Raw genomic sequence first — 25,540 nt, 5'->3', positions numbered from 1 at the left:
GTGTCGTGGTACGTTCCGTAATCTAACCGAAAACAGGTGACCCCGGCGGTGCTCGTAACACCCCGGGGTCCGGCAACAGGAGCTGAAACTCCCGATGCGCGTCCATCGTAGCGCCCACGTGCGCAACTTCACCGTGCTGCCCAACACCCTGCTCCAGTACCGGCGGTTGAGCTACACCGCCCGAGGCCTGCTCGCGGACCTCCTCTCCCGTCCCGACGGCTGGCGCGAGGACGGGCGGCACATGGCCGACACCAGCTCCCAAGGCCGAGGGGCGATCCGCAAGGCCCTGAAGGAGCTGACCGACGCCGGGTACTACCGCGTCGAGAAGATCCGCATGCCCGACGGCACGATCATCACCGAAACCCACGTCTACGACACCCCGCAGCTCGCGCCACCGGGTACCACCCGTCCGGCACCCGGTGAAGCGGCAACCGGCCGTGCTGGCAGCCCTGTTGTAAAGAAGCGGCAGCAAGAACCCTCCCTCCCCACGAGCCCGGCCGACGAATGCGACCGGGGAGGAGAGGAGGAACCACCCGAGATCAGCGAAGCGGTGGCCACCCTGTTCCGCGTCATCCGTTCCGAGCCCCGCCTACGCCTGGGCGAGGCCGAAGCACGGGAACTGGCGCCCTTGGTGGCACAGTGGCTGGCGCGCGGCTGCACCGCAGCCGACCTCGCTCAAGCCCTGCTGCCGGGCCTGCCCACTCCGATGCACTCGGCAGCCGCCGTGCTCCGCTACCGCCTGGAGCACAAGATGCCGCCCGCCCGGCCCGTCGCACGGCCACCGGCCCGGTACGCCGAGTGTGCGAAGTGCCACGACCCCGTGCCACGACCGGGCATCTGCCGCCCGTGCGCGGGCCTGACCACCCGAACCCCCACGGCCCGCAAGGGCACGGACGTGGCCGCCGCAGGTGCCGCCCGAGCCCGAACTGCCCTGCACTCCGCAAGAACCGGCAGTCGGCCTGCACCCATCGCAGCCTGAGACACGTTCCATCAGCGCCGCGCGCGGCCAGGCCCGGGGTGGGCACCCGCCGGGAGGCGGGTGGGGGGGGTGGATGGTGGGGAACGGCGGTGAACCTGCTCAACAAAGCAGATGGCATGCAAAAACGCCGCTGCCGCGCGAACCCCGGGGGTTCGCGCGGCAGCGGAACGACGATCGACCAGCGACCTCAGACGTTGAAGCCCAGCGCGCGCAGCTGCTCGCGGCCGTCGTCGGTGATCTTGTCCGGGCCCCACGGCGGCATCCAGACCCAGTTGATCCGCAGGTCCTTCACCAGGCCGTCGGTGGCGGTCTTGGCCTGGTCCTCGATGACGTCGGTCAGCGGGCAGGCCGCCGAGGTGAGCGTCATGTCGATGGTGGCCACGTCCGACTCGTCGATGTGGACGCCGTAGATCAGGCCCAGGTTGACGACGTCGATGCCCAGTTCGGGGTCGACGACGTCCATCAGGGCCTCGGTCAGGTCCTCGACGGAGACGGTGCCGGCGGTGGTGCCGACGATGCCGACCGGCTGCTCCTCCGCGGCGGAGGGGGTTTCGTCACTCATGGTTGTCCTCCTCTGCTCGGGTCAGTCGTTCACGGCGGGGTGCTGGGCGAGCGCCTTGGCGGTGGCGTCCTTCCAGGCCATCCAGCTCAGCAGCGCGCACTTGACGCGGGCCGGGTACTTGGAGACGCCGGCGAACGCGACCGCGTCCTCCAGCACCTCCTCGTCGCCCTCGCCCTGGCCCTTGCTCTGCATCAGCTCCAGGAAGGCCTCCTGGACGGCCTGCGCCTCGCCCACGGTCTTGCCGACCACCAGGTCGTTCAGCACCGAGGCGCTGGCCTGGCTGATCGAACAGCCCTGGGACTCGTAGGACACGTCGGCGACCGTCGCGCCGTCGAGCTTCACCCGGAGGGTGATCTCGTCGCCGCAGGTCGGGTTGACGTGGTGCACCTCGGCGTCGCCGTCCCGCAGCCCCTTGCCGTGGGGGTTGCGGTAGTGGTCCAGGATGATGTCCTGGTACATCGAGTCGAGCTTCATGTCCTGCGCCTGTCCCGTCAGCCGAAGAAGTTCCGGACGTGGTGCAGGCCGTCGATCAGCGCGTCGACCTCGCCCGGCGTCGAGTACAGATAGAACGACGCCCGCGTGGTCGCCGGAATTCCGTACCGCAGGCACACCGGCCGCGCGCAGTGGTGGCCGACGCGCACGGCGATGCCCTGCTCGTCCAGCACCTGGCCCACGTCGTGCGGGTGGATGTCGCCGAGGGTGAAGGAGATCGCGGCGCCGCGGTCCACGGCCGTGCGCGGGCCGATGATCCGCAGGTCGGGGACCTCCAGCAGGCGCTCGACCGCGTACTCGGTGATCGCGTGCTCGTGCGCGGCGATCTTGTCCATCCCGATCGACGACAGGTAGTCGATCGCCGCGCCGAGCCCGACCGCCTGGGCGATCGGCGGGGTGCCGGCCTCGAACTTGTGCGGCGCCGGGGCGTAGGTGGACGAGCCCATGGTGACGGTCTCGATCATCTCGCCGCCGCCGAGGAACGGCGGGAGGTCCTCCAGCAGCTCCTGGCGGCCCCAGAGCACGCCGATGCCGGTCGGGGCCAGCATCTTGTGGCCGGTGAAGGCGACGAAGTCGGCCTCCAGTGCCTGGACGTCCAGCACCATGTGCGGGGCGGCCTGCGAGGCGTCGATGAGGACCAGCGCGCCGACCGACTGGGCCTTGCGCACGATCGTCTCGACCGGGTTGATCGTGCCCAGCAGGTTGGAGACCAGGGTGAAGGAGACCACCTTGGTCTTCTCGGTGATCAGCTCGTCGATGTTCGACAGGTCGAGCCGGCCCTCGTCGGTCAGCCCGAACCACTTGAGCTTCGCGCCGGTGCGCTGCGAGAGCAGCTGCCACGGGACGATGTTGGAGTGGTGCTCCATCTCCGTGATGACGATCTCGGAGTCGGCGTCCACCCGGTACGGCTCGTCGGCCCAACCGAGCATGTTGGCCACGAGGTTGAGCGACTCCGAGGCGTTCTTGGTGAAGATCACCTCGTTGCGGCTCGGCGCGTTGACGAACGCCGCGACCTTGTCGCGCGCGCCCTCGTACATCGCCGTGGCCTCTTCGGCGAGCACGTGCACGCCGCGGTGGACGTTGGCGTTGTGCCGCTCGTAGTAGGCGTTGAGGGCCTCCAGCACCTGGCGCGGCTTCTGCGAGGTGGCCGCGTTGTCCAGGTAGACCAGCGGCTTCTCCTCGTGCAGCACGCGCTGCAGGACGGGGAAGTCCTTGCGGATCGCGTCGGTGTCGAGCAGTCCGGTCAGCGAATGGGTCACTCGGAAGCGCCCCCCTTCACGTACGTCTCGTAGCCCTCGTTCTCCAGCTTGTCGGCCAGCTCCGCGCCGCCGGACTCGACGATGCGGCCGCCCGCGAACACGTGGACGTAGTCGGGCTTGATGTACCGCAGGATGCGGGTGTAGTGGGTCACCAGGAGGGTGCCGACCTCGCCGGTGGCACGGACCCGGTTGATGCCCTCGGAGACGATCCGCAGCGCGTCGACGTCCAGGCCGGAGTCGGTCTCGTCGAGGATCGCGATCTTCGGCTTGAGGAGCTCCAGCTGGAGGATCTCGTGGCGCTTCTTCTCGCCGCCGGAGAAGCCCTCGTTGACGTTGCGCTCGGCGAAGGCCGGGTCCATCTGGAGGGCGGCCATCGCCTCCTTGACCTCCTTCACCCACAGGCGCAGCTTGGGGGCCTCGCCGCGCACGGCGGTGGCGGCGGTGCGCAGGAAGTTGCTCACCGAGACGCCCGGGACCTCGACCGGGTACTGCATGGCGAGGAACACGCCGGCCTTGGCGCGCTCGTCGACGGACATCTCCAGGACGTCCTCGCCGTCGAGCAGCACGGAGCCGCCGGTGACGGTGTACTTGGGGTGGCCGGCCAGCGAGTAGGCCAGGGTGGACTTGCCGGAGCCGTTCGGACCCATGATGGCGTGGGTCTCGCCCTGCTTCACGGTCAGGTCGACGCCCTTCAGGATCTCGCGCGGGCCGCTCTCGGCCTCGACGGAGACGTGCAGGTCGCGGATTTCAAGGGTTGCCATGTGTACTCAGGACTCCTGGTTGACGGAGACGAGCACATCGTCCCCTTCGATCTTTACGGGGTAGACAGCGACCGGCTTGGTGGCGGGCAGGCCGGAGGGCTTGCCGGTGCGCAGGTCGAAGCTGGAGCCGTGCAGCCAGCACTCGATCATGCAGTCCTCGACCTCGCCCTCGGAGAGCGAGACGTTCGCGTGCGAGCAGGTGTCGTTGATCGCGAACACCCCCTCGTCGGTGCGGACGACGGAGACCGGCACGCCGTTGAGGTCGACGCGCTTGGGGACGTCCTCCTGGAGGTCGCTCAGCGCGCAGGCACGGAGATACGTCATCGGGTTCAGACCGCCGCTTCCAGCTCGGCCTCGATCTTCTCCATGAGCTGGTCCTGGACCTCGGCCACGCCGATCTGCTGGAGCAGCTCGGCGAAGAAGCCGCGCACGACCAGGCGGCGGGCCTCGTCCGCGGGGATGCCGCGGGCCTGCAGGTAGAACAGCTGCTCGTCGTCGAAGCGGCCGGTGGCGGAGGCGTGGCCGGCGCCGACGATCTCGCCGGTCTCGATCTCCAGGTTGGGGATCGAGTCGACCCGGGCGCCGTCGGTGAGCACCAGGTTGCGGTTGAGCTCGTAGGTGTCGGTGCCGAGGGCGGCGGCGCGGATCAGCACGTCGCCGACCCAGACCGCGTGGGCGTCCTGGCCCTGCAGCGCGCCCTTGTACGCCACGTTGGACCGGCAGTGCGGCGTGTCGTGGTCGATGATCAGGCGGTGCTCGAGGTGCTGGCCGGCGTCCGCGAAGTAGAGGCCGTACAGGTCGGCCTCGCCGCCGGGGCCGGCGTAGTTGACCCGCGGGTGGAGGCGGACCAGGTCGCCGCCGAAGGTGACGACGACGGACTTGAACGAGGCGTCGCGGCCGACCAGCGCGTTGTGCTGCGCGGCGTGGACGGCGTCGCGGTCCCAGTCCTGGACGGAGACGAAGGTGAGCTTCGCGCCGTCGCCGACCAGGAGTTCGACGTTGGCGGCGCGGGTGCCGGTGCCGGTGTGGTTGAGCACCACGACGGCCTCGGCGAACGGCTTGACGTCGATCACCACGTGGGCGAAGCGGACCCCGCCCTCGGCGCGCACGTCGATCCGGACCGGCTCGGTGAGCACCGCGTCCTTGGGCACGGTGACGACCAGGGCCTGCTCGAAGGCGCTGAACGCCTGGGCGGCGACCCGGTCGACCGGCTTGCCGGCCTTGCCCAGGCGGGCGTCGTCGCGGCCGACGGTCTCGGCGGTGACGCCGTCGGGCAGCGCGAACTCGACCTTGTCCTCGCCCTTTTCGGCGGCGGCCGCGGTGCCGTCGTGCAGGCCGCCGAGGCGGTGCATCGGCGTGAAGCGCCAGTCCTCCTCGCGGCCGTGCGGCACCGGGAAGTCGTTCACGTCGAAGGACGGCTTGACCGCGACGCGCGCGTCGATCGGCTGCTGGACCGTGGCCCGGCCGGTGCCGGGGCCGGCGAGCTGCGCGCCCGCGCCGACGGTGCCGACCTCGATCGAACCGGCGGTGGTGGAGCCGGTGGTGTTCTGCTCAGCCATGGCTGTTCGTTGTGCTCTCTTCCTCGGAATTCAGTGGACGGCGGGTGCTCGGCCGGGGGTCAGCCGACCGCGCCCTCCATCTGCAGCTCGATCAGCCGGTTGAGCTCCAGCGCGTACTCCATCGGCAGCTCGCGCGCGATCGGCTCGACGAAGCCGCGCACGATCATCGCCATGGCCTCGGTCTCGGTCAGGCCGCGGCTCATCAGGTAGAACAGCTGGTCCTCGCTGACCTTGGAGACGGTCGCCTCGTGGCCCATGGACACGTCGTCCTCGCGGACGTCCACGTAGGGGTAGGTGTCCGAGCGGGAGATGGTGTCGACCAGCAGCGCGTCGCACAGGACGTTGGACTTGGCTCCGTGCGAGCCCTCGCCGATCTCGATCAGACCGCGGTAGGAGGTCCGGCCGCCGCCGCGCGCCACCGACTTGGAGACGATGTGCGAGGAGGTGTTCGGCGCCATGTGCACCATCTTGGCGCCGGCGTCCTGGTGCTGGCCCTCGCCCGCGAAGGCGATCGACAGGGTCTCACCCTTGGCGTGCTCGCCCATCAGGTAGACGGCCGGGTACTTCATCGTGACCTTGGAGCCGATGTTGCCGTCGACCCACTCCATGGTCGCGCCCTCGTACGCCACGGCGCGCTTGGTGACCAGGTTGTAGACGTTGTTCGACCAGTTCTGGATGGTCGTGTAGCGGCAGCGGCCGCCCTTCTTGACGATGATCTCCACGACCGCCGAGTGCAGCGAGTCGGAGGAGTAGATCGGCGCGGTGCAGCCCTCGACGTAGTGGACGTACGCGTCCTCGTCGACGATGATCAGCGTCCGCTCGAACTGGCCCATGTTCTCGGTGTTGATCCGGAAGTAGGCCTGGAGCGGGATGTCGACGTGGACACCCTTCGGCACGTAGATGAACGATCCACCGGACCACACGGCCGTGTTCAGCGCGGCGAACTTGTTGTCGCCGGCCGGGATGACGGTGCCGAAGTACTCCTTGAACAGCTCCGGGTGCTCGCGCAGCGCGGTGTCGGTGTCCAGGAAGATGACGCCCTGCTCCTCCAGGTCCTCGCGGATCTGGTGGTAGACGACCTCGGACTCGTACTGGGCGGCGACACCGGCGACCAGGCGCTGCTTCTCCGCCTCCGGGATGCCCAGCTTGTCGTAGGTGGCCTTGATGTCCGCGGGCAGGTCCTCCCAGGACTCGGCCTGCTTCTCGGTCGAGCGGACGAAGTACTTGATGTTGTCGAAGTCGATGCCGGAGAGGTCGGAGCCCCAGGTCGGCATGGGCTTCTTGCCGAACAGCTTCAGGCCCTTGAGCCGCAGGTTCAGCATCCACTCGGACTCGGACTTCTTCGCCGAGATGTCGCGGACGACGTCCTCGCTGAGCCCGCGCTTGGCCGCGGCACCGGCGGTGTCCGGGTCGGCCCAGCCGTACTCGTAGTTGCCGAGGCCTTCGAGCTCGGGGTGCGAAACGGTGTCAGTCATGCGAGCTTCCTAACGCGCGGACGCTGAATCTTCGGTGGACGCGGAATTTTCATGTACTGGCAGTCGGCACTGCATCGGGACCCGGCAGCGCGCTGTGCGCGGCGGACGACGATGCGGCACCGGGTGCCGGCACATAGGTGGTGCAGACCCCGTCGCCGTGGGCGATGGTGGCCAGCCGTTGCACATGGGTGCCCAGGAGCTGGGAGAAGACCTCGGTCTCCGCCTCGCAGAGCTGGGGGAACTGCTCGGCGATGTGCGCGACCGGGCAGTGGTGCTGGCAGAGCTGGGCGCCCGCCGGGGCCTTCGCCGCGGCCGACGGGACCCGCCGCACCGTGGCAGCGTACCCGTCGGCGCTCAGCGCCTGGGCGAGCGCCTCGGTGCGCTCGGAGGCCTCGGCCCGCCCCAGGGTCTCCAGGTAGCGGCGGCCCTGCTTGCCGAAGCGGGCGCGCGCGAAGGCGGCGACCGCCTCCTCGCCCGCCTTGCCGCCGCCCACCGCGTCGGAGATCCAGCGCAGCGCGTCGGCCGCGAGCTGGTCGTAGGCCTGGTAGAAGGCGTCCCGGCCGCCGTCGGTGAGGGCGAAGACCTTGGCCGGACGGCCCCGGCCGCGGCTGCCGTAGACCCGCTGCTCGCGGGACTCGACCAGGCCCGCGGCGGCCAGTCCGTCGAGGTGGCGGCGCACGGCGGCGGCGGTGAGGCCGAGCCGGCTGGCGAGGTCGGCGGCGGAGGAGGGGCCGTGGTCCAGGATCGACCGGGCGACCCGGTCCCGGGTGGCCCGGTGGCCGTCCAGCAGCACCTCGGCCGCCGTCACGGGCACGTCGCAGTCGGGGGCCGGCTCGGCCTCCTGCTGCGTGGTGTGCTCGCGCATGTTTTTCACAACACCAGTGTTGCGTAATTACTTCCGGCAGGACAAGCCGTGATCCAGGCCTCACCCGTGTCATCTGTCACGCAGGTAAGGCTTACCTGACCTGCGGAAACGATCACCGAGGGTGCCGTCCGGCGCTGGTGTGAACCCCTCTTACACTCGCCGGTATGCACTCCGAACCCGCGGTCCAGATCGCCGGGCTGGTCAAGCGCTACGGTGCCAAGCCCGCGGTGGACGGCCTCGACCTCACCATCGCACGCGGCGCGATCACCGCCGTCCTCGGCCCCAACGGCGCCGGCAAGACCACCACCATCGAGACCTGCGAGGGCTACCGCCGCCCCGACGCCGGCACCGTCCGCGTCCTCGGCCTCGACCCGGTCACCCAGCACTCCGCGCTGCGCCCCCGGATCGGCGTCATGCTGCAGTCCGGCGGCGTCTACGCGGGCGCGCGGGCCGTCGAGATGCTGCGGCACACCGCCAAGCTGCACGCCCACCCGCTGGACGTCGACGCCCTGGTCGAGCGACTCGGCCTCGGCTCCTGCGGTCGCACCACCTACCGCCGCCTCTCCGGCGGCCAGCAGCAGCGCCTCGCCCTCGCGATGGCCGTGGTCGGCCGCCCCGAGCTGGTCTTCCTCGACGAGCCCACCGCCGGCCTCGACCCGCAGGCCCGCCGCGCCACCTGGGAGCTGGTCCGCGACCTGCGCCGGGACGGCGTCACGGTGGTCGTCACCACGCACCACATGGACGAGGCCGAACAGCTCGCCGACCACGTCGCCATCGTCGACCGCGGCAAGGTCATCGCGGATGGAACCGTCGAGGAGCTGTGCCGCGGCGGCGCCGAGGACGCCCTGCGCTTCGACGGCCCGCCCGGGCTCGACCTCGGCCCGCTGCTCAAGGAACTGCCCGAGGGCACCGCCGCCACCGAGACCGCCCCCGGCAGCTACCGCGTCGAGGCCACGACCGTCGACCCGCAGCTGCTCGCCGCCGTCACGTCCTGGTGCGCGGCCTCCGGCATCCTCCCCGAGCGGCTCGCCGTGCAGCGCCGCAGCCTCGAAGACGTCTTCCTCGACCTGACCGGACGGGACCTGCGCTCGTGACCGACTACTCCCCGATGCCCGGCGCGGCGCCCGTCGGCCGGATGCTGCTCGCGCAGACCGCGTTCGAGACGAGGATGCTGCTGCGCAACGGTGAGCAGCTGCTGCTCACCGTCGTCATCCCGACCGTCCTGCTGGTGCTGTTCTCCGCCGTCGACATCGTCGCGGTGGACGGCCCGGGCAAGCGGGTCGACTTCCTGGCCCCCGGCCTGCTGGCGCTCGCCGTGATGTCCACCGCCTTCACCGGCCAGGCCATCGCCACCGGCTTCGAGCGCCGCTACGGCGTCCTGAAGCGGCTCGGCGCGAGCCCGCTGCCCCGCTGGGCGCTGCTGACCGCCAAGACCGGCTGCGTGCTGGTGACCGAGGCGCTGCAGGTCGCGCTGCTGTCGGTGATCGCGCTGGCCCTCGGCTGGTCCCCGCACGGCGACCCGTTCTCGGTGGGGGCGCTGCTGGTGCTCGGCACGGCCGCCTTCTCCGGCCTCGGCCTGCTGATGGCCGGCACGCTCAAGGCCGAGGCGACGCTGGCCGCCGCGAACCTCGTGTTCATCCTGCTGCTGCTCGGCGGCGGCGTGATCGTGCCGCTGGGCAAGTTCCCGTCCGCCGTGCAGTCGGTGCTGGAGCTGCTGCCGATCGCGGCGCTCTCGGACGGCCTGCGGTCCGTGCTGCAGACCGGCGCCGGGGTGCCGTGGTCGGACCTCGGGATCCTGGCCGGCTGGGCCGTCGTCGGCCTGGCGGCGGCTGCGCGGTTCTTCCGATGGGAGTGAGACTCCTCGCCTGGGAGTGAGTCTCCTCGCCACCGTCGAACGCCCCCCGGCCGGTTGAGGCCAGGGGGCGTTCGACGTTCGGCGTTCGGCCTTGTCGTCAGCCCTGGCTGCTGTTACGGCGCCTGCGGGCGAAGAGCACGATCGCGCCGCCGAGCACCAGAACGCCGGCGCCGGCCGCCGCGATCATGGGGGTGGCCGAGCTGCTACCGGTCTGGGCGAGCGCCGGGGCGCTGGTGGCGGGCACGGGGGTGGGCGTCCTGCTGGGGGTCGTGCTGGGCGTGGTGCTCGGCGTGGTGCTCGGCGTCACCGACGGGGTCGGGGTGCCCGACGGGGTCGGCGTCGGCACCGGGGGCGTGCTGGGCGTCGACGTCGGGGTGGGCGTCGGCGTGGGCGTCTTGGTGGGCGTGGGGGTCGGCGTCGGCGTGTGGCACGGCGCGATGCTCTCGGTCTCGTCGATGTTCCAACTCGGCTCGGCCGGCGTCTCGGTGGTCTTCACCACGAGCGTCGCCTTGATCGGTGCCGCGTGGTCCTTGACCGGGAACGTGCCGTGGAACTCCTTGCCGAACGTCTTGTCCAGCACCTTCTCACCGTCGACTGTGAGGGTGACGGTGTTGGTCACGCCCTCCCGGTCGCTGTACTTGACCAGATCGATCACGATCTTGTCGCAGTCCAGCTTCCACGCCGGCACGTGCGCCGACGCCGTTCCGGCCAGGGCCAGGGGCAGGAGAATTCCGGCCGCCGCCGTGGTGGCGAGGGCCGCCGCGCCGATCCTGGAGTGCCGCTGCTGTTGCGTCATTTGCTCGGTTCCCCTCCGAACGGTCTTGTGCAGCAGGCGTGTTGAGTGGTTCGCGGAGGCCCGCTACGACTGTCGCGGGGACTCTACCGGCACTTCCGCACCGCGTTACACCCCGCCGCACGACCGAATTTCGCCTGTCGGTGCCGGTGCGGATGTGCAAGACCAGCCCAGCACAGCCGCCACCTCGTGGAATGCGGAATCGGCAAACCTCGGGAAACTTCGTCGTCCGACAGAAAAAGCGCGCCCCCGGCGATCGGATTCCATCACCGGGGGCGCAACTTCGGTCAACCAGCGAACGGTCAGCCCTTCGCGGCCTTCCGACGACGCGTGGCCACGACGATCCCGCCGCCGGCGGCGAGCACCACCGCGCCACCGATCGCCAGCGACAGGACGGGCCCGGAGCCGGTGTGCGCGAGCCCGCCGCCGGTGTTCGTCGACGGGGAGGGGCTCGCCGAGACGACGGCCGCCGGCGCACTGGTGGACGCGGAGGCGGACGCGCTCGGCGACACGCTCCCGGTCGGCTTCCCGTTCGGCTTCCCGCCCGCGGGGCCGGACGGCGTTCCGGACGGCTGCGCGGTGGTGCCCGGCGTCGACGGCGTCCCGGACGGCACCACCGGCGGCACGGTCGGCGTCCCGGTCGGGGTCGCGGGCACGGATGGTGTCGGGACGACGGCCGGCAGGCAACCGGTGAAGGGGTAGTGGTGCGTCTCGGCGCCGCCCTTGCCCGTCAGCGAGGCAGCGATCACCGAACCGTTGACCGGACCGCCGCTGCCGAGGTCGAACGCGGCGTTGGGGGCGAGCACGGTGCCGGCCCAGGCGGCGGCGCTGTTCTTGACGACCTTGGTCGCGGTCGGGAGGTTCCAGAGGAGCTTGGCCCGGATCGCCCCACCCGCCGCGCTCTGCAGCTTGTCGTCCAGGACGAAGGACGCCTTGCCCTCGTCCCAGAGGAAGAACCCGGTGGTCCCGGCCGCCGCCATGTCGTACGACGTGCCGGTCACGTTAATGACGGTGACCGCGCCGGTCGGCACCTTGACGTACACCTCCTTGGCGCCCTGCAACTTCCCCGCATCAACGGTGAAGCTGTTGTACTTGGCGTCGCCGCCGGTGAACGTCAGCTTGGCGCCCTCGGCCTGGACGGTGGCCCCGCCCGTCTGCGGCGCAGCGGCCAGCGCGGTGGAGGCGGCGCGCAGCGTGGCGAACTCGGCCTTGAAGTCGATCGGCGAGGCGCCCTGGGTGATCGAACCCTGGTGGGCCTGGACGACGGCGTCGTCGGCCTTGCCGCCGTAGACGCCGTTGCCCTTCATCACCTGGGTGTTGTGGCCGGCGATGCGCCCGGCCACGACGAGCGCGTTCTTGCCGGGCAGCGCGTCGACCTCGGCGGCGGTGAGCTCCTGGCCGACCGAGAAGCCGCCGGTGAAGTCGGCATTGCCGCCCACCGCGACGGCGCCCTCGGCATCCGGCGTGTGGGCGTCGTCACCCTCGATGAACTCGCCGTAGAGGTTGGCGACCCCGAGGCTGCGGCACTCCTGGTCGGCGCCGACGGCCTGGGCGGCCGGCGCGATGAGGCCGGCCAGTGCGAGCGAGCCGCCGACCGCGAGCGCGGCGGCGGACGTGGAAATGCGCATGTGCAGAGCTCCGCTTGGGTGCGGGAGGAGTGGAGGCGGCCCGAAAAAGGTATGGACCATTCCGCACTCTTTCGGCCAGACGGGTGAATGGTCAAGACCACTGGCCACCTTGACCGAAAGATCCACCTTTGCCGTCCCGGCCCCCTACCCGCGCCCCGCCCCAAGATCGCCCGTAAGGCCGCCTACGATTGAGCGCGTGCTGAACCCCTTCTCCCTGCTCGCCGACCGCTGGCAGCCGTCCGCCGCGATGGTCCGGCGCGCCGCGTTCGCCGCGCTGGTGATGAGCGTGGTGATCGTCGTCACCGGCGGCGCCGTCCGCCTCACCGCCTCCGGCCTCGGCTGTACGACCTGGCCCCGCTGCACCGACGAGAGCCTGACGCCCACCGCCGAGATGGGCTTCCACGGCATCGTCGAGTTCACCAACCGGATGCTCACCTATGTGCTGAGCGCCGCCGTCGGCTGGGCGATCCTCGCCGCCCGCTGCCACCGGCCGTGGCGGCACAGCCTGACGAAGCTGGGCTGGGTGCAGTTCTGGCTGGTGATGAGCAACGCGGTACTCGGCGGCATCACCGTACTGACCGGCCTCAACCCGTACACCGTGGCGCTGCACATGATCGCCGCGATGGCGCTGGTGTGGGTCGCGCTGCTGATGTGGGAGCGCAGCAAGGAGGGCGACGGCCCGGCGAAGCTGGCGGTGGCCCGCCCAATCCACCAACTCTCGTACGTGCTGGTGACGGTCATCGGCCTGCTGGTCGCAGCCGGCACCCTGGTGACCGGCGCCGGCCACCACCCGGGCACGCCGAAGGACAACAAGATCGTCCCGCGCATCCCGATCGACTACGACAGGTTGGCCCAGTTCCACGCCGACTTCGCGTTCGTCTCGGTCGGCCTGACCATCGCGATGATCTTCGTCTTCGCCGCGATCAAGGCCCCGCCGGCGGCCAAGGCCCGCACCAAGGAACTGCTCGCGGTACTGCTGCTCCAGGGCGTCCTCGGCTTCATCCAGTACTTCACCGACGCCCCCGAGCTGATGGTCGGCCTGCACATGCTCCTGGCCACACTCACCTGGATCGCCGCCCTGCGCATCCCCCTCGCCCTCCGCACCCGCAAGGTCGAAGCGGCCCCCGAACAGCTGCCCGCGCAAACCCCACAGGCTGCCACCGTCTGAGCCATGTCGAAGGCCCCCCATCGCCGCGATGGGGGCCTTCGACGTACCCCGGGTCACGCCAAGGGCTTCCTGTGTTTGCCGATGCGAGTCTTACGCGGCTGTGCCGGGGCCCGGCTCCCCCACGGGGAGCCGGGCCGTTCGCCGTACATCCGGGGATCGGCCGCCTAGCTGGATCCGTTACATCAGGTGTCGGCCGTCGTGGGTACGGATGCTCGGTGCCGTGTCATCCCGAAGCGCGTCCAGGACGCGTACGGCATAGACCTCGGCCATCCGGCCGGAGACCTCGTCCGGGGTGAGCCAGTCGACCTCGACCGACTCGTCCGAGGGCCGCTCCGCCCCGCCCTCCGGTCGACAGCGGAACACGAGGGCGACGATCCCTCGGCTCACGTTCTTGTAGACGCCGGTCAGCCGCTCCACGCCAACCTTGATCCCGGTCTCCTCGTAGACCTCGCGGCGCACACCGTCCTCGATGGCCTCGCCCAGCTCCAGCACGCCACCCGGAGGCTCCCAAGCCCCGTTGTCAGCCCGGCGAATCGCCAGCACCCGGCCGTCCTGACGCACCACAACCCCGGCAACGGACACCGAGTGGAGCGGCGTTGACTGGGACTTCCCGGCACTGTTACTCATGTGCAGGAGGATAGGAGCCCTGAAGGACTATGGCGAGTGGTGAGGTGGCCTCGTCGGCCACAGCGAAGTACCTGCAGATCGCGGCCGACCTCGCCGCACAGATCAAGTCGGGCGCTCTCGCCCCCGGCGCGACCGTGCCCAGCGAGTCCGAGCTCATGCAACGGTACGGAGTCGCATCCGGAACAGTTCGCAAGGCCATCGCCGAACTCCGGACGACTCAGCTCATCGAGACGCACCATGGTCGGGGCTCGTTCGTCCGCTCCCGCCCACCGGTTCAGCGGAAGTCTGCGGACCGATTCCGCCGTGCCCATCGCAAAGCCGGCAAGGCCGCGTACCTCGCAGAGGCGGAGACCTCCGGCGGCGTCCCGTCGGCGACCGTGTTGTTCGTGGGCCCCACAGCAGCACCCCCTGAGATCGCCGATCGCTTGAGTCTTCCCGCCGGCACCCAGGTACTGGCCCGCAAGCGCCGGTACTTCCGAGACGGGGTGCCCACCGAGGAGGCCACGTCATACCTGCCATGGGATGTGGCCAAGGACATCCCCGAAGTCTTCGCCGAGAACCCCGGTGGCGGCGGCATCTATGCCCGCCTCGAAGAGCACGGCCACTCCCTCGCCGAGTTCACCGAGTCCGTACGGGCCCGGCTCGCGACCAAGCCCGAGACCACTGCGCTCACCCTGAGCCCTGGTGCGCCGGTGATCCATCTCGTTCGTGATGCCATCACTGTGGATGGCCGCGTGGTGGAGGTGTGCGACACCGTCATGGCCGCCGATCAGTTCGTTCTCGACTATCGCTTCCCCGCACATGACTGACTGACGATCAACTCCCTCAACCCGTCGCGAGATCCCTCCCGCGACGGGTTGACTCATGCACAGGAGTCGGGCACTCTTCTCTCCCTGCACTCATGTACATAAGTGCAGGGAGAGACCTCATTTAGAGGAGATGGTCGTGTTCGAGGCCAACGTTCTGGAAGCTCCCATGCAGAACGCTTCGATGGAGAGCCGTGCGATTCCCGGCACCGACTCGATGCCGGTATCGACGGCAGCGGAGCTGCTGCCCTACCTGCCGGAATCGGTAGGCGCTGCCCGGCGCTTCGTGCGTGCGAAGCTGCAGGAATGGGACCTGGACAACCTGGTGGACGATGCCGTCGTGATCGTCAGCGAGTTGGCCACCAACTCCTTCAAGACCGGCTGCCAGACCCGCATGCTCGTCGGCGTCCGCTGTCCGACCGACCGGATCGTCCGCATCCTCGTCGGTGACGGTTCCCGATCGATGCCCGTGATGGTCCAGGCCGGGCCTGACGCCACGACCGGCCGGGGCCTGGCGATGGTCCACCGGCTCACCCACGACCGCTGGGGCGTCACGTTCCTCCCGTTCGGGAAGGTCATCCACGCCGACCTTGCGGCGCTCGCGCCGACATCCCGGTGAACTGCCAGCCGCCGGAGGAGAGTTGCGACTTCGACGATACTCCGCCCCCCTCCGTCCCTGACCCCGAACGGGTCTGGGCCGCCTACGGGGTATCCGCCGCTGCCGGGCTGCACGTCGTCGTCGCGGCCCTTGTGCTGATCAGCCGCTCCCACTGAACTCCCGCCCGCACCGCCGGGCCGGCGGCGCGGGCGGGATCACCAACCCAAGGAGGAACAGTCCAGATGACCACTGCACCGTGGGGTACCACCCGCATGGGGCCGTACCCCGGGTCCAGCCCTATCCCCGCCCTCACGCCGGCGCACCCGCCCCGAGGACGTCACCGGCGGCACCACGACCGGGGCCCCGTCCTCCTCGTCCACCCTGCCGTCCCTCGTCCTGCGCATGTGGCACCAGCTCGGTACCGAGACCGGGCACCGGGTGCTGGAGATCGGCACCGGAACCGGCTATTCGACCGCCCTCGGCGCGCACCGGCTCGGGGATGCCAGTCTCACCAGCATCGAGTACGACCCGAAGCTGGCCGAGGCCGCCGCCACCGCCATCAAGGCGGCCGGCTACTCGCCCCGGTTGATCATCGGAGACGGGCTGCTCGGCGACCCGGACGGGGGCCCGTACCACCGACTCATCGCCACCTGCGCGGTCCGCTACGTCCCGCCCCCGTGGCTGCACCAGATGAAGCCCGGCGGTCGGATCCTGGTCACGCTGTCCGGCTGGTCCTACGGCTTCGGTCTCGCACTACTCGACGTGGCCGGCCCTGAGGAGGCCACCGGCCGGTTCCTGCCCGGCTACACGAGCTTCATGATCGCCCGCCCCCACGACCGGCCACCCCGCCAAAGCCTCTCGCTGCTCCCCGGAGACGAACGCCCGACCCGGATCGACCCCGAGATCATCGGCACGTGGACGGGCAGTTGGGTCGCCCAGCTCGCGGCCCCCTCGGCCGAGCGCATGGGAGCCGGCGGACACCGGATCCTCTCGGACGTGGCCACCGGATCACAGGCCCGGACCATGCCCAACCCCGAAGGCGGGTGGACCGTCACCCAGCGCGGCCCTCTCCGGCTCTGGGACCAGGTGGAGAGCGCCATCGAAGTCTGGCAGCAGGCGGGCGAGCCTCACCAGGAGGGCTTCGGGATCACCGTCTCCGCCTCGGGGCAACGCGTGTGGATCGGACACGAGGACGGGCCTGGCTGGAACCTACCCATCTGAAGACGACGGCCCGGCTCCCCCATACGGAGGAGCCGGGCCGTCGTGGTTCCCGTGAAGGCCCTCAGCCGCCGAGCTGGATGCCGGCCATGCGCTTCCACTCGTACGGGCCGGTCTTCACCTTGAGGGCCAGCTCGCCCTCGAAGTTGTCGTGCAGGGTCAGCCCGGCCAGTTCGGCGGCCCGGCGGCCGACCGCGTAGCTCGGGGCCACCTGGTCGCCCCAGGCGCCGTCCGCGCCGACCACGACGATGCGGGTGGCCACGGCGCCGACGTACTCGACGACCGCGTCGGCGCTGCCGCCGTGCTGCGCGGCGAAGCCGGTGAGGTTCTTGGCGATGCGCTTGGCGCGGCGCTCGGTGCGGGCGTCCGCGGCGGGGGTGGTCTCTGCGCTCATGCCCGCATGCTACCCACCGGTAGCGGCCCTGGCGACGGGAGCGGCCTGTGCACCGGGCCACATACTGGTGACGTGACCTTCCAAGGCTGGCCGGCCGAGGCGCTCGAATTCTACGAGCAGCTGGAGGCCGACAATTCGAAGACCTTCTGGCAAGCCCAGAAGGACCGCTACGACGAGTCCGTGCGCGCTCCCATGGAGGCGCTGCTCGCCGAGCTGGAGCCGGAGTTCGGGCCGGGAAAGATCTTCCGCCCCAACCGCGACGTCCGCTTCAGCGCCGACAAGTCCCCGTACAAGACGCACATCGGCGCGCACCTGGAGGCCGGCGGCTACGTCCAGCTCTCCGCCGACGGCCTGGCCTGCGGCAACGGCCTGTACCAGCTCGCCGCCGACCAGCTGGAACGCTACCGCGCGGCCGTCGCCGAGGACGTCTCCGGGGCCGAACTGGAGCGCGTGATCGCCCGGGTGGAGAAGGACGGCCCGCAGGTCTTCGGCCGCGACAGCCTGAAGTCCGCGCCGCGCGGCTACCCCAAGGACCACCCCAGGATCGAGCTGCTGCGCCACAAGGGCCTCGTGGCCTGGCAGGAGTGGCCGCCCGCGAAGTGGCTGGGCACCCGCACCGCGTACACCCGGATCACCGACTTCCTGCGCGCCTCCCAGCCGCTCAAGGACTGGCTCGACGGCCACGTCGGCCCGTCCGAACTCCCCGCCCGCTGAAACGCAGAAGAGCCCCGGTCCACCAGGACCGGGGCTCTTCTTCCACACCGCTCAAACCGCTACGGCTACTTCTACTTCACGAACGGGTCGATCGCGCAGACCACGAACAGCAGCGACAGGTAGGTGATCGACCAGTGGAACAGCCGCATCTCCTTCAGCTTCGCGCCGACCACCCCGGCCTTGGCCCGCGCGTACAGCGCGTGCGCCTCGCGCAGCCAGGCCGCGCCGAGCACCACCGCGGCGACCGGGTACAGCCAGCTCATGTGCCCCAGCGGCCACAGCGCGAGCGAGACGGCCACCATCACCCAGGAGTAGACGACGACCTGCTTGCCCACCGCGACGTTGCCCTTGATCACCGGCAGCATCGGCACGCCGGCGCGCAGGTAGTCGTCGCGCACCTTCATCGACAGCACCCAGGTGTGCGGCGGCGTCCAGAAGAACACCACCAGGAACAGGATGATCGCCGCCCACGACAGGGAGTTGGTGACGGAGGCCCAGCCGACGAGCACCGGCATGCAGCCGGCGATGCCGCCCCACACGATGTTCTGCGAGGTGCGCCGCTTGAGGCCCAGCGTGTAGACGAACACGTAGAACAGGAGGGCGCCGAGCGCGAGTCCGGAGGACAGCCAGTTGACGCCGAAGCCGAGCAGCAGGGTCGAGACGACCGCGAGGACGACGCCGAACACCAGCGCCTCGCGCGGCGACACCATGCCGGTGACGATCGGCCGCCGCTCGGTGCGCGACATCACCGCGTCGATGTCGCGGTCGATGTACATGTTGAGGGCGTTGGCGCCGCCCGCCGAGAGGTAGCCGCCGACCACGACCTTCAGCACCAGCAGCATGTCGGGAACGCCCTGCTGGGCCAGGAACATCACCGGCACCGTGCTCATCAGCAGCAGCTCGATGATCCGCGGCTTGGTCAGTGCGACGAACGCGCCGACACGGGCCCCGATGGGCCGGTGCGCAGGAGTCGCCCCGGTGACCCCGGCGGGACGGGTTTCGACGGCGGTCACTAACACCCCAACTGAAGATGAATCTTCGCAGGCGTCGAAGGAAACGAAGGTCCCGAATCGTCCGCTCTGCGCGTACCACGCCACCTTAGACGCTCCATATCTCCCCACCGGCTCCGGGGTCCCCCGGCGGGGCGGAACGCACACCCCTGGGTGAACCCACGAAGTCGGACCACCGGGCCCCGCCTCCCCCGTCCTGCTCATCGGAGGGGCAGGGCCCGTCAAAACAGGAGAGCCTGGGACAAAACGCCCCTGAGCGGCATCGTGGGAATCGCCATACCCGAATCCCGGTTGTCCCAGCACGCAGGGTGAGCCCCGGGCCGGACGGTAGGCTCGCACACAGAAGCGGGATCTACCCTCCGTGACCGGCACCAGCAGCGTCGGGACCACAGCGCCGTGGCCGACCGGGTCCCCTTCACGGGGTCACTCTTCACAACGGAAGGAGCCCTGAGACAGGGTGAGCACGACGCCGACGAACACATTCGAGTGGTCCGAACTGGATGAGCGCACGGTTGACACGGCCCGGGTCCTGGCCATGGACGCCGTCCAGAAGGTCGGCAACGGACACCCCGGGACGGCCATGTCGCTGGCCCCGGCGGCGTACCTGATCTTCCAGCGTTTCCTGCGGCACGACCCCACCGATCCCTCCTGGGCGGGACGCGACCGATTCGTCCTGTCCCCCGGGCACACCAGCCTGACCCTCTACACCCAGCTCTACCTGTCCGGCTACGGCCTGGAGCTGGACGACCTCAAGGCCTTCCGCGTCGCGGGCAGCCGCACCCCCGGCCACCCCGAGCACGGCCACACCGCCGGCGTCGAGACCACCACCGGTCCGCTCGGCCAGGGCATCGCCAACGCGGTCGGCATGGCGATGGCCGCCCGCTACGAGCGCGGCCTGTTCGACCCGGACGCCCCGGCCGGCGAGTCCCCGTTCGACCACACGATCTGGGCCATCGTCTCCGACGGCGACCTGGAGGAGGGCATCTCCGCCGAGGCCTCCTCGCTGGCCGGCCACCAGCAGCTGGGCAACCTCGTCGCCCTGTACGACGACAACCACATCTCCATCGAGGGCGACACCGAGACGGCCTTCTCCGAGGACGTCCTCAAGCGCTACGAGGCGTACGGCTGGCACGTCCAGCGGGTCACCCCGAAGGCGAACGGCGACATCGACGTCGCGGCCCTCGCCGACGCGCTGGCCGCCGCCAAGGCCGAGACGGCCCGCCCGTCGATGATCGCTATGCGCACGATCATCGCCTGGCCGGCCCCGGACGCGCAGAACACCGCCAAGGCCCACGGCTCCGCCCTCGGCGCCGCCGAGATCGCCGCCACCAAGAAGGTCCTGGGCTTCGACCCGGAGAAGACCTTCGAGGTCTCCGACAAGGTCATCGAGCACGCCCGCCTGGTGATCAAGCGCGGCAAGGCCGCCCGCGACGAGTGGCAGGGCTCCTTCGAGGCCTGGCGCGCCGCCAACCCGCACCGGGCCGGCGAGTTCGACCGCATCCAGGCCGGCGAGCTGCCCGAGGGCTGGAAGAAGACCGTCCCGTCGTTCCCGGCCGGCAAGGACGTCGCCACCCGCAAGGCCTCCGGCGAGACCCTCAAGGCGATCGGCGCGGTGATCCCGGAGCTGTGGGGCGGCTCGGCCGACCTCGCGGAGTCCAACCTCACCACCATCGACGAGGAGAGCTCCTTCCTGCCCGAGGGCAACCCCCTCAAGTCGGCGAGCCCGTACGGCCGGACGATCCACTTCGGCATCCGCGAGCACGCCATGGGCTCGACCATGAACGGCATCGCCCTGCACGGCAGGACCCGTGTGTACGGCGGCACCTTCCTGGTCTTCGCGGACTACATGCGCCCGGCCGTGCGCCTGGCCGCGCTCATGAAGCTGCCGGTCACCTACGTCTGGACGCACGACTCCATCGGCCTCGGCGAGGACGGCCCGACCCACCAGCCGGTCGAGCACCTGGCCTCGCTGCGCGCCATCCCGGGCCTGTCCATGGTCCGCCCGGCCGACGCCAACGAGACCGCCGTCGCCTGGCGCACCGTCATCGAGCGGCAGACCAGCCACCCCGGCCCGGTCGGCCTGGCGCTCACCCGCCAGAACGTCCCGACCTTCGACCGCGAGGTCTTCGGCTCCGCCGAGGGCACCGCGAAGGGCGGCTACATCCTGGCCGAGGCCGGCAACGGCGACCCGCAGGTGATCCTGCTCGGCACCGGCTCCGAGGTCCAGCTGGCCGTCAAGGCCCGCGAGGTCCTGGAGGCCGAGGGCATCGCCACCCGCGTCGTCTCGCTGCCGTCCTTCGAGTGGTTCCAGGAGCAGGACCAGGCCTACCGCGACAGCGTGCTGCCGCCGTCGGTCAAGGCCCGCGTCTCGGTCGAGGCCGGCATCGCCCAGGGCTGGCGCGAGCTGGTCGGCGACCACGGCCGGATCGTCTCGCTGGAGCACTTCGGCGCCTCCGCGGACTACCAGGTGCTGTTCGAGGAGTTCGGCCTGACCGCCGAGCGCGTGGTGGCCGAGGCCCACAACGCCCTGCGCTCCCTCGAAGCCGTCAACCGCTAGCGCATCCGGGCCGCGTGCCCGCCCGCACGCGGGCACGCGGCCCCTCTGACTACCCCACGAAGCAGAAGAAAAAGGGACTGAAGCACCATGACCGACGCACTCAAGCGCCTCAGCGACGAAGGCGTGGCGATCTGGCTGGACGACCTCAGCCGCGCGCGACTGAACTCCGGCAACCTGGCCGAGCTGGTGCAGAACAAGCACGTGGTGGGCGTCACCACCAACCCGACCATCTTCCAGAAGGCCATCGCCGGCAGCGGCGACAGCTCCTACGACGGCCAGCTGCGCGACCTCGCCGTCCGCAAGGTCACCACGGACGAGGCGATCCGCATGATCACCACCTCGGACGTGCGCGACGCCGCCGACGTGCTGCGCCCCGTCTACGACGCCTCCAACGGCCGCGACGGCCGCGTCTCCATCGAGGTCGACCCGCGCCTGGCGCACGAGACCGCCCCCACCGTGGCCGAGGCCAAGCAGCTGTGGTGGCTGGTCGACCGCCCGAACGTCTTCATCAAGATCCCCGCCACCAAGGCCGGCCTGCCCGCGATCGCCGAGGTCATCGGCAAGGGCATCAGCGTCAACGTCACGCTGATCTTCTCGCTGGACCGCTACAAGGCCGTCATGGACGCCTACCTGACCGGCCTGGAGGCCGCCAAAGCCAAGGGCCTGGACCTCTCCCAGATCGAGTCCGTCGCCTCCTTCTTCGTCTCCCGCGTGGACACCGAGATCGACAAGCGCCTGGACAAGATCGGCGGCGACGCCAAGAACCTGCGTTCCAAGGCCGCCCTGGCCAACGCCCGCCTCGCCTACCAGGCGTACGAGGAGGTCTTCGGCAGCGTCGACGGCAAGACCGCCGGCAGCGCCCGCTGGAAGGCCCTGGAGGCCGCCGGCGCCAAGCCGCAGCGCCCGCTGTGGGCCTCCACCGGCGTCAAGGACCCGGCCCTGCCGGACACCCTGTACGTCACCGAGCTGGTCGCCCCCGGCACCGTGAACACGATGCCCGAGGCCACCCTGGACGCCACCGGCGACCACGGCGTGGTCACCGGCAACACCATCGTCCCCAACTACGCCGACGCCAAGGCCGTCCTGGACGCCATCGCGGCCGCCGGCGTCGACTACGACGACGTGGTCCAGGTGCTGGAGGACGAGGGCGTCGAGAAGTTCGAGCAGTCCTGGACCGAGCTGCTCGACACCGTCACCGCCTCGCTCGCGTCCTTCGCCGACGAGAAGTGACCCCTGCTCACAGCCAGCGCACGAAAGCGGAGCCCATCAAGTGAGCACTGATTTCCCCGAGTTGACACCGGTGTCGGACGCGGACGATCCCCCGGCCATGCCCGTCAACCCGCTTCGTGACCCTGCAGACCGACGGCTCCCGCGCATCGCGGGGCCGTCGGGCCTGGTCATCTTCGGGGTCACCGGCGACCTGTCCCGCAAGAAGCTGATGCCGGCGATCTACGACCTGGCCAACCGCGGCCTGCTGCCGCCGGGCTTCTCGCTCGTCGGCTTCGCCCGCCGCGAGTGGGAGGACGAGGACTTCGCCAAGGAGGTCCACGACGCGGTCAAGGACCACGCCCGGACCCCGTTCCGGGAGGAGGTCTGGCAGCAGCTCGCCAAGGGCATGCGCTTCGTCCAGGGCACCTTCGACGACGACGACGCCTTCGACAAGCTCCGCGAGACCATCGAGGAGCTCGACAAGGCCCAGGGCACCGGCGGCAACTTCGCCTTCTACCTGTCCGTCCCGCCGAAGTTCTTCCCGACCGTCGTCCAGCAGCTCAAGAAGCACGGCCTGGCCGACCCCCCGCAGGGCTCCTGGCGCCGCGCCGTCATCGAGAAGCCGTTCGGCCACGACCTGGAGAGCGCGCAGGAGCTCAACAAGGTCGTCCACGAGGTCTTCCCGCGCGACGAGGTCTTCCGGATCGACCACTACCTGGGCAAGGAGACGGTCCAGAACATCCTGGCGCTGCGCTTCGCCAACCAGATGTTCGAGCCGATCTGGAACCGGTCCTACGTCGACCACGTGCAGATCACCATGGCCGAGGACATCGGCATCGGCGGCCGCGCCGGCTACTACGACGGCATCGGCTCGGCCCGCGACGTCATCCAGAACCACCTGCTCCAGCTGATGGCGCTCACCGCCATCGAGGAGCCCGCCTCCTTCCACCCCAAGGCGCTGGTCGCCGAGAAGCTGAAGGTGCTCAGCGCCGTCAAGCTCCCGGCCGACCTCGGCCGGCACACCGTGCGCGGCCAGTACGCGGCCGGCTGGCAGGGCGGCGAGGAGGTCGTCGGCTACCTGGACGAGGACGGCATCGACCCCGAGTCCAAGACCGACACCTACGCGGCCATCAAGCTGGAGATCAACAACCGCCGCTGGGCGGGTGTGCCGTTCTACCTGCGCACCGGCAAGCGCCTCGGCCGCCGCGTCACCGAGATCGCGGTGGTCTTCCAGCGCGCCCCGTACCTGCCGTTCGACTCCTACGCGACCGAGGAGCTCGGGCAGAACGCCCTGGTCATCCGGGTCCAGCCGGACGAGGGCGTGACGGTGCGGTTCGGCTCCAAGGTGCCGGGCACCTCCTTCGAGGTCCGCGACGTCACGATGGACTTCGCCTACGGCGAGTCCTTCACCGAGTCCAGCCCGGAGGCGTACGAGCGGCTCATCCTCGACGTGCTGCTCGGCGACGCCAACCTGTTCCCGCGCCACCAGGAGGTCGAGCTCTCCTGGCAGATCCTCGACCCGATCGAGAGGCACTGGGACACCCACGGCAAGCCCGCCCAGTACGCGGCGGGGACCTGGGGCCCCGCCGAGGCGGACGAGATGCTCGCACGAGACGGCAGGAGCTGGCGCCGGCCATGAAGACCGACCTCACCAACACGACGTCGAGCAAGATCAACGCCGCGCTCATGGAGGCGCGCCGGGGCAGCGGTGCCACCGCCGCCGGCATGGTGCTCACCCTGGTGATCGTGACCGACGAGGGCAGCGCCTACGACGCCCTCAAGGCCGCCAACGACGCCTCCCGCGAGCACCCCTCGCGCACCCTCGCGGTGATCAAGCGCGCCGGGCGCTCGCCCCGGGCCCGCGCCGAGACCCGCCTGGACGCCGAGATCCTCGTCGGCTCGGACGCCGGCTCCGGCGAGACGGTCATCCTGCGCATGCACGGCGAACTCGCCGCGCACGCCCAGTCCGTCGTCCTGCCGCTGCTGCTGCCGGACGCCCCGGTCGTCGTCTGGTGGCCGGACAACGCTCCGCTCCACCCGGCGCAGGACCCGCTCGGCTCGATCGCCCAGCGCCGGATCACCGACGCGGTCACCGCCGAGTCCCCGGTCGGCCAGCTCGCCCAGCGCGCCCAGAGCTACACCCCGGGCGACACCGACCTGGCCTGGACCCGGATCACCGGCTGGCGCTCGATGCTGGCCGCCGCGCTCGACCAGCGCCCGTCGCACATCCTCTCCGCCGCGGTGGAGGGCGAGTCGTACAACCCCAGCGTCGAGCTGCTCGGCCTGTGGCTGCACAACCGCCTGCGCGTCCCGGTCGAGCGGGTCGTCACCGGCGGCCCCGGCATCACCGCGGTGCACCTGCGCACCAAGGACGGGGACATCACCCTGGACCGCCCGGACGGCCTGATGGGCACCCTGTCGATGCCCGGCTCGCCGGACCGCCAGGTGGCGCTCAAGCGGCGCGAGACCTCGGAGCTGATCGCCGAGGAGCTGCGCCGGCTCGACCCGGACGACATCTACGCGACGGCCGTGCGCACGCCCGTGGACCGCCTCCACGAGCCCACCAACGCCGAGACGGCGGCGGCCGGGCGGATCACCCAGGCGGTCTCCGACGTCCCGGTGGCCAACCCGGACCGGGTCACGGCCGGCGCCCCGGAGAAGAAGCCCGCCGCGAAGAAGGCCGCCAAGAAGGCGGCCGGGGTCACCGAGGCCGCCGACGGCTCCGCCGAGGCGAGCGCATGACCAACGCGACCCCGCAGCTCGTCGTCCACCGCGACAAGGAGCTGATGGCGCAGGCGGCCGCGGCCCGGCTGATCACCCGGATCGTGGACGCCCAGGCCGCCCGCGGCACCGCCTCGGTGGTGCTCACCGGCGGCCGCAACGGCAACGCCCTGCTGGCCGCGATCGCCGCCTCCCCGGCGCGCGACGCGGTCGACTGGGCGCGGCTGGACCTCTGGTGGGGCGACGAGCGCTTCGTGCCCGCCGCGGACCCGGAGCGCAACGCCGTCCAG

26 protein-coding genes are annotated in these 25,540 nt (G+C 70.5%); 13 read left to right on the top strand and 13 right to left on the bottom strand.

The features are described 5' to 3' along the window. The first annotated feature begins 94 nt into the window (after window positions 1-94). Window positions 95-979 carry a hypothetical protein gene (locus tag AB0O00_RS01275; protein ID WP_363647807.1) on the top strand — a complete coding sequence of 295 codons (885 nt, stop codon included), beginning with the start codon at window positions 95-97 and terminating at the stop codon, window positions 977-979. Window positions 980-1,166: 187 nt separating this feature from the next. Here AB0O00_RS01275 and AB0O00_RS01270 read toward each other — a convergent pair whose 3' ends face one another. Genes AB0O00_RS01270 through AB0O00_RS01235 form a run of 8 tightly spaced genes read right to left on the bottom strand, consistent with a single transcriptional unit; the run spans window position 1,167 to window position 7,952 of the window. Further along, window positions 1,167-1,541, bottom strand: a complete 375-nt coding sequence (locus AB0O00_RS01270; RefSeq protein WP_363647805.1) for a metal-sulfur cluster assembly factor — start codon at window positions 1,539-1,541, stop codon at window positions 1,167-1,169. Window positions 1,542-1,562: 21 nt separating this feature from the next. After that, window positions 1,563-2,015, bottom strand: a complete 453-nt coding sequence (gene sufU / locus AB0O00_RS01265; RefSeq protein WP_363647803.1) for a Fe-S cluster assembly sulfur transfer protein SufU — start codon at window positions 2,013-2,015, stop codon at window positions 1,563-1,565. 17 nt (window positions 2,016-2,032) lie between these two features. Beyond that, window positions 2,033-3,292 (bottom strand): cysteine desulfurase, encoded by a 1,260-nt coding sequence (locus AB0O00_RS01260; protein WP_363647801.1) that lies wholly within the window; start codon window positions 3,290-3,292, stop codon window positions 2,033-2,035. Then, complete coding sequence (gene sufC / locus AB0O00_RS01255) at window positions 3,289-4,053, bottom strand: Fe-S cluster assembly ATPase SufC (protein ID WP_363647799.1); 765 nt, start codon at window positions 4,051-4,053, stop codon at window positions 3,289-3,291. The genes AB0O00_RS01260 and sufC overlap by 4 nt, the downstream gene beginning before the upstream one ends. A 6-nt stretch (window positions 4,054-4,059) precedes the next feature. Further along, complete coding sequence (locus AB0O00_RS01250) at window positions 4,060-4,377, bottom strand: bifunctional 3-phenylpropionate/cinnamic acid dioxygenase ferredoxin subunit (RefSeq protein WP_329928500.1); 318 nt, start codon at window positions 4,375-4,377, stop codon at window positions 4,060-4,062. Between the two features lie 5 nt (window positions 4,378-4,382). Next, window positions 4,383-5,612: a Fe-S cluster assembly protein SufD gene (gene sufD / locus AB0O00_RS01245; protein ID WP_363647797.1), complete on the bottom strand. Its 1,230-nt coding sequence runs from the start codon at window positions 5,610-5,612 to the stop codon at window positions 4,383-4,385. Between the two features lie 59 nt (window positions 5,613-5,671). Beyond that, window positions 5,672-7,087 (bottom strand): Fe-S cluster assembly protein SufB, encoded by a 1,416-nt coding sequence (gene sufB / locus AB0O00_RS01240; protein ID WP_359960852.1) that lies wholly within the window; start codon window positions 7,085-7,087, stop codon window positions 5,672-5,674. Between the two features lie 49 nt (window positions 7,088-7,136). Continuing rightward, window positions 7,137-7,952 carry a helix-turn-helix domain-containing protein gene (locus tag AB0O00_RS01235; protein ID WP_363647795.1) on the bottom strand — a complete coding sequence of 272 codons (816 nt, stop codon included), beginning with the start codon at window positions 7,950-7,952 and terminating at the stop codon, window positions 7,137-7,139. Window positions 7,953-8,116: 164 nt separating this feature from the next. On the opposite strand from AB0O00_RS01235, the gene AB0O00_RS01230 reads away from it, so the two are divergent. Beyond that, window positions 8,117-9,046 (top strand): ABC transporter ATP-binding protein, encoded by a 930-nt coding sequence (locus tag AB0O00_RS01230; RefSeq protein WP_363647793.1) that lies wholly within the window; start codon window positions 8,117-8,119, stop codon window positions 9,044-9,046. 14 nt (window positions 9,047-9,060) lie between these two features. Further along, entirely contained in the window at window positions 9,061-9,807 is a 747-nt protein-coding gene (locus tag AB0O00_RS01225; protein ID WP_363647865.1) for an ABC transporter permease, read from the top strand. A gap of 97 nt (window positions 9,808-9,904) precedes the next feature. Here AB0O00_RS01225 and AB0O00_RS01220 read toward each other — a convergent pair whose 3' ends face one another. Continuing rightward, the gene (locus AB0O00_RS01220; protein ID WP_363647791.1) at window positions 9,905-10,603 is read right to left on the bottom strand and encodes an LPXTG cell wall anchor domain-containing protein; all 699 of its coding nucleotides are present in this window, start codon (window positions 10,601-10,603) and stop codon (window positions 9,905-9,907) included. A 299-nt stretch (window positions 10,604-10,902) separates the two neighbouring features. Further along, entirely contained in the window at window positions 10,903-12,228 is a 1,326-nt protein-coding gene (locus AB0O00_RS01215; protein ID WP_363647789.1) for a choice-of-anchor A family protein, read from the bottom strand. 247 nt (window positions 12,229-12,475) lie between these two features. On the opposite strand from AB0O00_RS01215, the gene AB0O00_RS01210 reads away from it, so the two are divergent. Beyond that, a complete protein-coding gene (locus tag AB0O00_RS01210) occupies window positions 12,476-13,396 on the top strand; it encodes a COX15/CtaA family protein (protein WP_363647863.1) in 921 nt (306 codons plus the stop codon). Window positions 13,397-13,573: 177 nt separating this feature from the next. On the opposite strand, the gene AB0O00_RS01205 is transcribed toward AB0O00_RS01210, so the two are convergent. Further along, window positions 13,574-14,035, bottom strand: a complete 462-nt coding sequence (locus AB0O00_RS01205; RefSeq protein WP_363647861.1) for an NUDIX domain-containing protein — start codon at window positions 14,033-14,035, stop codon at window positions 13,574-13,576. 17 nt (window positions 14,036-14,052) lie between these two features. On the opposite strand from AB0O00_RS01205, the gene AB0O00_RS01200 reads away from it, so the two are divergent. The 3 genes from AB0O00_RS01200 (at window position 14,053) to AB0O00_RS01190 (ending at window position 16,648) form a co-directional block, all read left to right on the top strand. Continuing rightward, window positions 14,053-14,832 (top strand): GntR family transcriptional regulator, encoded by a 780-nt coding sequence (locus AB0O00_RS01200; RefSeq protein WP_363647787.1) that lies wholly within the window; start codon window positions 14,053-14,055, stop codon window positions 14,830-14,832. 136 nt (window positions 14,833-14,968) lie between these two features. Further along, window positions 14,969-15,448, top strand: coding sequence for an ATP-binding protein (locus tag AB0O00_RS01195; protein ID WP_363647785.1), 480 nt, complete (start codon window positions 14,969-14,971; stop codon window positions 15,446-15,448). 228 nt (window positions 15,449-15,676) lie between these two features. Next, complete coding sequence (locus tag AB0O00_RS01190) at window positions 15,677-16,648, top strand: methyltransferase (protein WP_363647859.1); 972 nt, start codon at window positions 15,677-15,679, stop codon at window positions 16,646-16,648. A gap of 61 nt (window positions 16,649-16,709) precedes the next feature. On the opposite strand, the gene AB0O00_RS01185 is transcribed toward AB0O00_RS01190, so the two are convergent. Further along, window positions 16,710-17,039, bottom strand: coding sequence for a hypothetical protein (locus tag AB0O00_RS01185; protein ID WP_363647783.1), 330 nt, complete (start codon window positions 17,037-17,039; stop codon window positions 16,710-16,712). Between the two features lie 72 nt (window positions 17,040-17,111). Here AB0O00_RS01185 and AB0O00_RS01180 point away from each other — a divergent pair, with 72 nt between their 5' ends. Beyond that, window positions 17,112-17,753, top strand: a complete 642-nt coding sequence (locus AB0O00_RS01180; RefSeq protein WP_363647781.1) for a DUF2461 domain-containing protein — start codon at window positions 17,112-17,114, stop codon at window positions 17,751-17,753. Between the two features lie 71 nt (window positions 17,754-17,824). On the opposite strand, the gene AB0O00_RS01175 is transcribed toward AB0O00_RS01180, so the two are convergent. Next, window positions 17,825-18,772, bottom strand: coding sequence for a heme o synthase (locus tag AB0O00_RS01175; protein ID WP_363647779.1), 948 nt, complete (start codon window positions 18,770-18,772; stop codon window positions 17,825-17,827). Between the two features lie 448 nt (window positions 18,773-19,220). Between AB0O00_RS01175 and tkt the strand changes: the two genes are divergently transcribed. The 5 genes from tkt to AB0O00_RS01150 form a co-directional block, all read left to right on the top strand. Further along, window positions 19,221-21,320, top strand: a complete 2,100-nt coding sequence (gene tkt, locus AB0O00_RS01170; RefSeq protein WP_363647777.1) for a transketolase — start codon at window positions 19,221-19,223, stop codon at window positions 21,318-21,320. An 87-nt stretch (window positions 21,321-21,407) separates the two neighbouring features. Continuing rightward, window positions 21,408-22,550, top strand: coding sequence for a transaldolase (gene tal, locus AB0O00_RS01165; protein ID WP_363647775.1), 1,143 nt, complete (start codon window positions 21,408-21,410; stop codon window positions 22,548-22,550). Between the two features lie 97 nt (window positions 22,551-22,647). After that, window positions 22,648-24,168: a glucose-6-phosphate dehydrogenase gene (gene zwf / locus AB0O00_RS01160; protein ID WP_363647857.1), complete on the top strand. Its 1,521-nt coding sequence runs from the start codon at window positions 22,648-22,650 to the stop codon at window positions 24,166-24,168. Next, complete coding sequence (gene opcA, locus AB0O00_RS01155; protein ID WP_363647773.1) at window positions 24,165-25,271, top strand: glucose-6-phosphate dehydrogenase assembly protein OpcA; 1,107 nt, start codon at window positions 24,165-24,167, stop codon at window positions 25,269-25,271. The genes zwf and opcA overlap by 4 nt, the downstream gene beginning before the upstream one ends. Continuing rightward, window positions 25,268-25,540 (top strand): 6-phosphogluconolactonase (locus tag AB0O00_RS01150; RefSeq protein ID WP_363647771.1); only part of this gene is annotated, 273 nt, incomplete at its 3' end. The genes opcA and AB0O00_RS01150, both read left to right, overlap by 4 nt.

Origin of the sequence: Kitasatospora sp. NPDC093558 (assembly GCF_040683475.1) — a bacterium.
GTDB lineage: Bacteria > Actinomycetota > Actinomycetes > Streptomycetales > Streptomycetaceae > Kitasatospora.
The sequence above is the reverse complement of the archived record's forward strand: the minus strand, read 5'-3'. Positions and strand labels throughout refer to the sequence as shown.

Coding starts and splice junctions, on each gene's coding strand:
- AB0O00_RS01275 (WP_363647807.1), top strand. CDS start 95: ATGCGCGTCCATCGTAGCGCCCACGTGCGCAACTTCACCGTGCTGCCC.
- AB0O00_RS01270 (WP_363647805.1), bottom strand. CDS start 1,541: ATGAGTGACGAAACCCCCTCCGCCGCGGAGGAGCAGCCGGTCGGCATC.
- sufU (WP_363647803.1), bottom strand. CDS start 2,015: ATGAAGCTCGACTCGATGTACCAGGACATCATCCTGGACCACTACCGC.
- sufC (WP_363647799.1), bottom strand. CDS start 4,053: ATGGCAACCCTTGAAATCCGCGACCTGCACGTCTCCGTCGAGGCCGAG.
- AB0O00_RS01250 (WP_329928500.1), bottom strand. CDS start 4,377: ATGACGTATCTCCGTGCCTGCGCGCTGAGCGACCTCCAGGAGGACGTC.
- sufD (WP_363647797.1), bottom strand. CDS start 5,612: ATGGCTGAGCAGAACACCACCGGCTCCACCACCGCCGGTTCGATCGAG.
- sufB (WP_359960852.1), bottom strand. CDS start 7,087: ATGACTGACACCGTTTCGCACCCCGAGCTCGAAGGCCTCGGCAACTAC.
- AB0O00_RS01235 (WP_363647795.1), bottom strand. CDS start 7,952: ATGCGCGAGCACACCACGCAGCAGGAGGCCGAGCCGGCCCCCGACTGC.
- AB0O00_RS01230 (WP_363647793.1), top strand. CDS start 8,117: ATGCACTCCGAACCCGCGGTCCAGATCGCCGGGCTGGTCAAGCGCTAC.
- AB0O00_RS01225 (WP_363647865.1), top strand. CDS start 9,061: ATGCCCGGCGCGGCGCCCGTCGGCCGGATGCTGCTCGCGCAGACCGCG.
- AB0O00_RS01220 (WP_363647791.1), bottom strand. CDS start 10,603: ATGACGCAACAGCAGCGGCACTCCAGGATCGGCGCGGCGGCCCTCGCC.
- AB0O00_RS01215 (WP_363647789.1), bottom strand. CDS start 12,228: ATGCGCATTTCCACGTCCGCCGCCGCGCTCGCGGTCGGCGGCTCGCTC.
- AB0O00_RS01210 (WP_363647863.1), top strand. CDS start 12,476: ATGGTCCGGCGCGCCGCGTTCGCCGCGCTGGTGATGAGCGTGGTGATC.
- AB0O00_RS01200 (WP_363647787.1), top strand. CDS start 14,053: ATGGCGAGTGGTGAGGTGGCCTCGTCGGCCACAGCGAAGTACCTGCAG.
- AB0O00_RS01185 (WP_363647783.1), bottom strand. CDS start 17,039: ATGAGCGCAGAGACCACCCCCGCCGCGGACGCCCGCACCGAGCGCCGC.
- tal (WP_363647775.1), top strand. CDS start 21,408: ATGACCGACGCACTCAAGCGCCTCAGCGACGAAGGCGTGGCGATCTGG.
- zwf (WP_363647857.1), top strand. CDS start 22,648: ATGCCCGTCAACCCGCTTCGTGACCCTGCAGACCGACGGCTCCCGCGC.
- opcA (WP_363647773.1), top strand. CDS start 24,165: ATGAAGACCGACCTCACCAACACGACGTCGAGCAAGATCAACGCCGCG.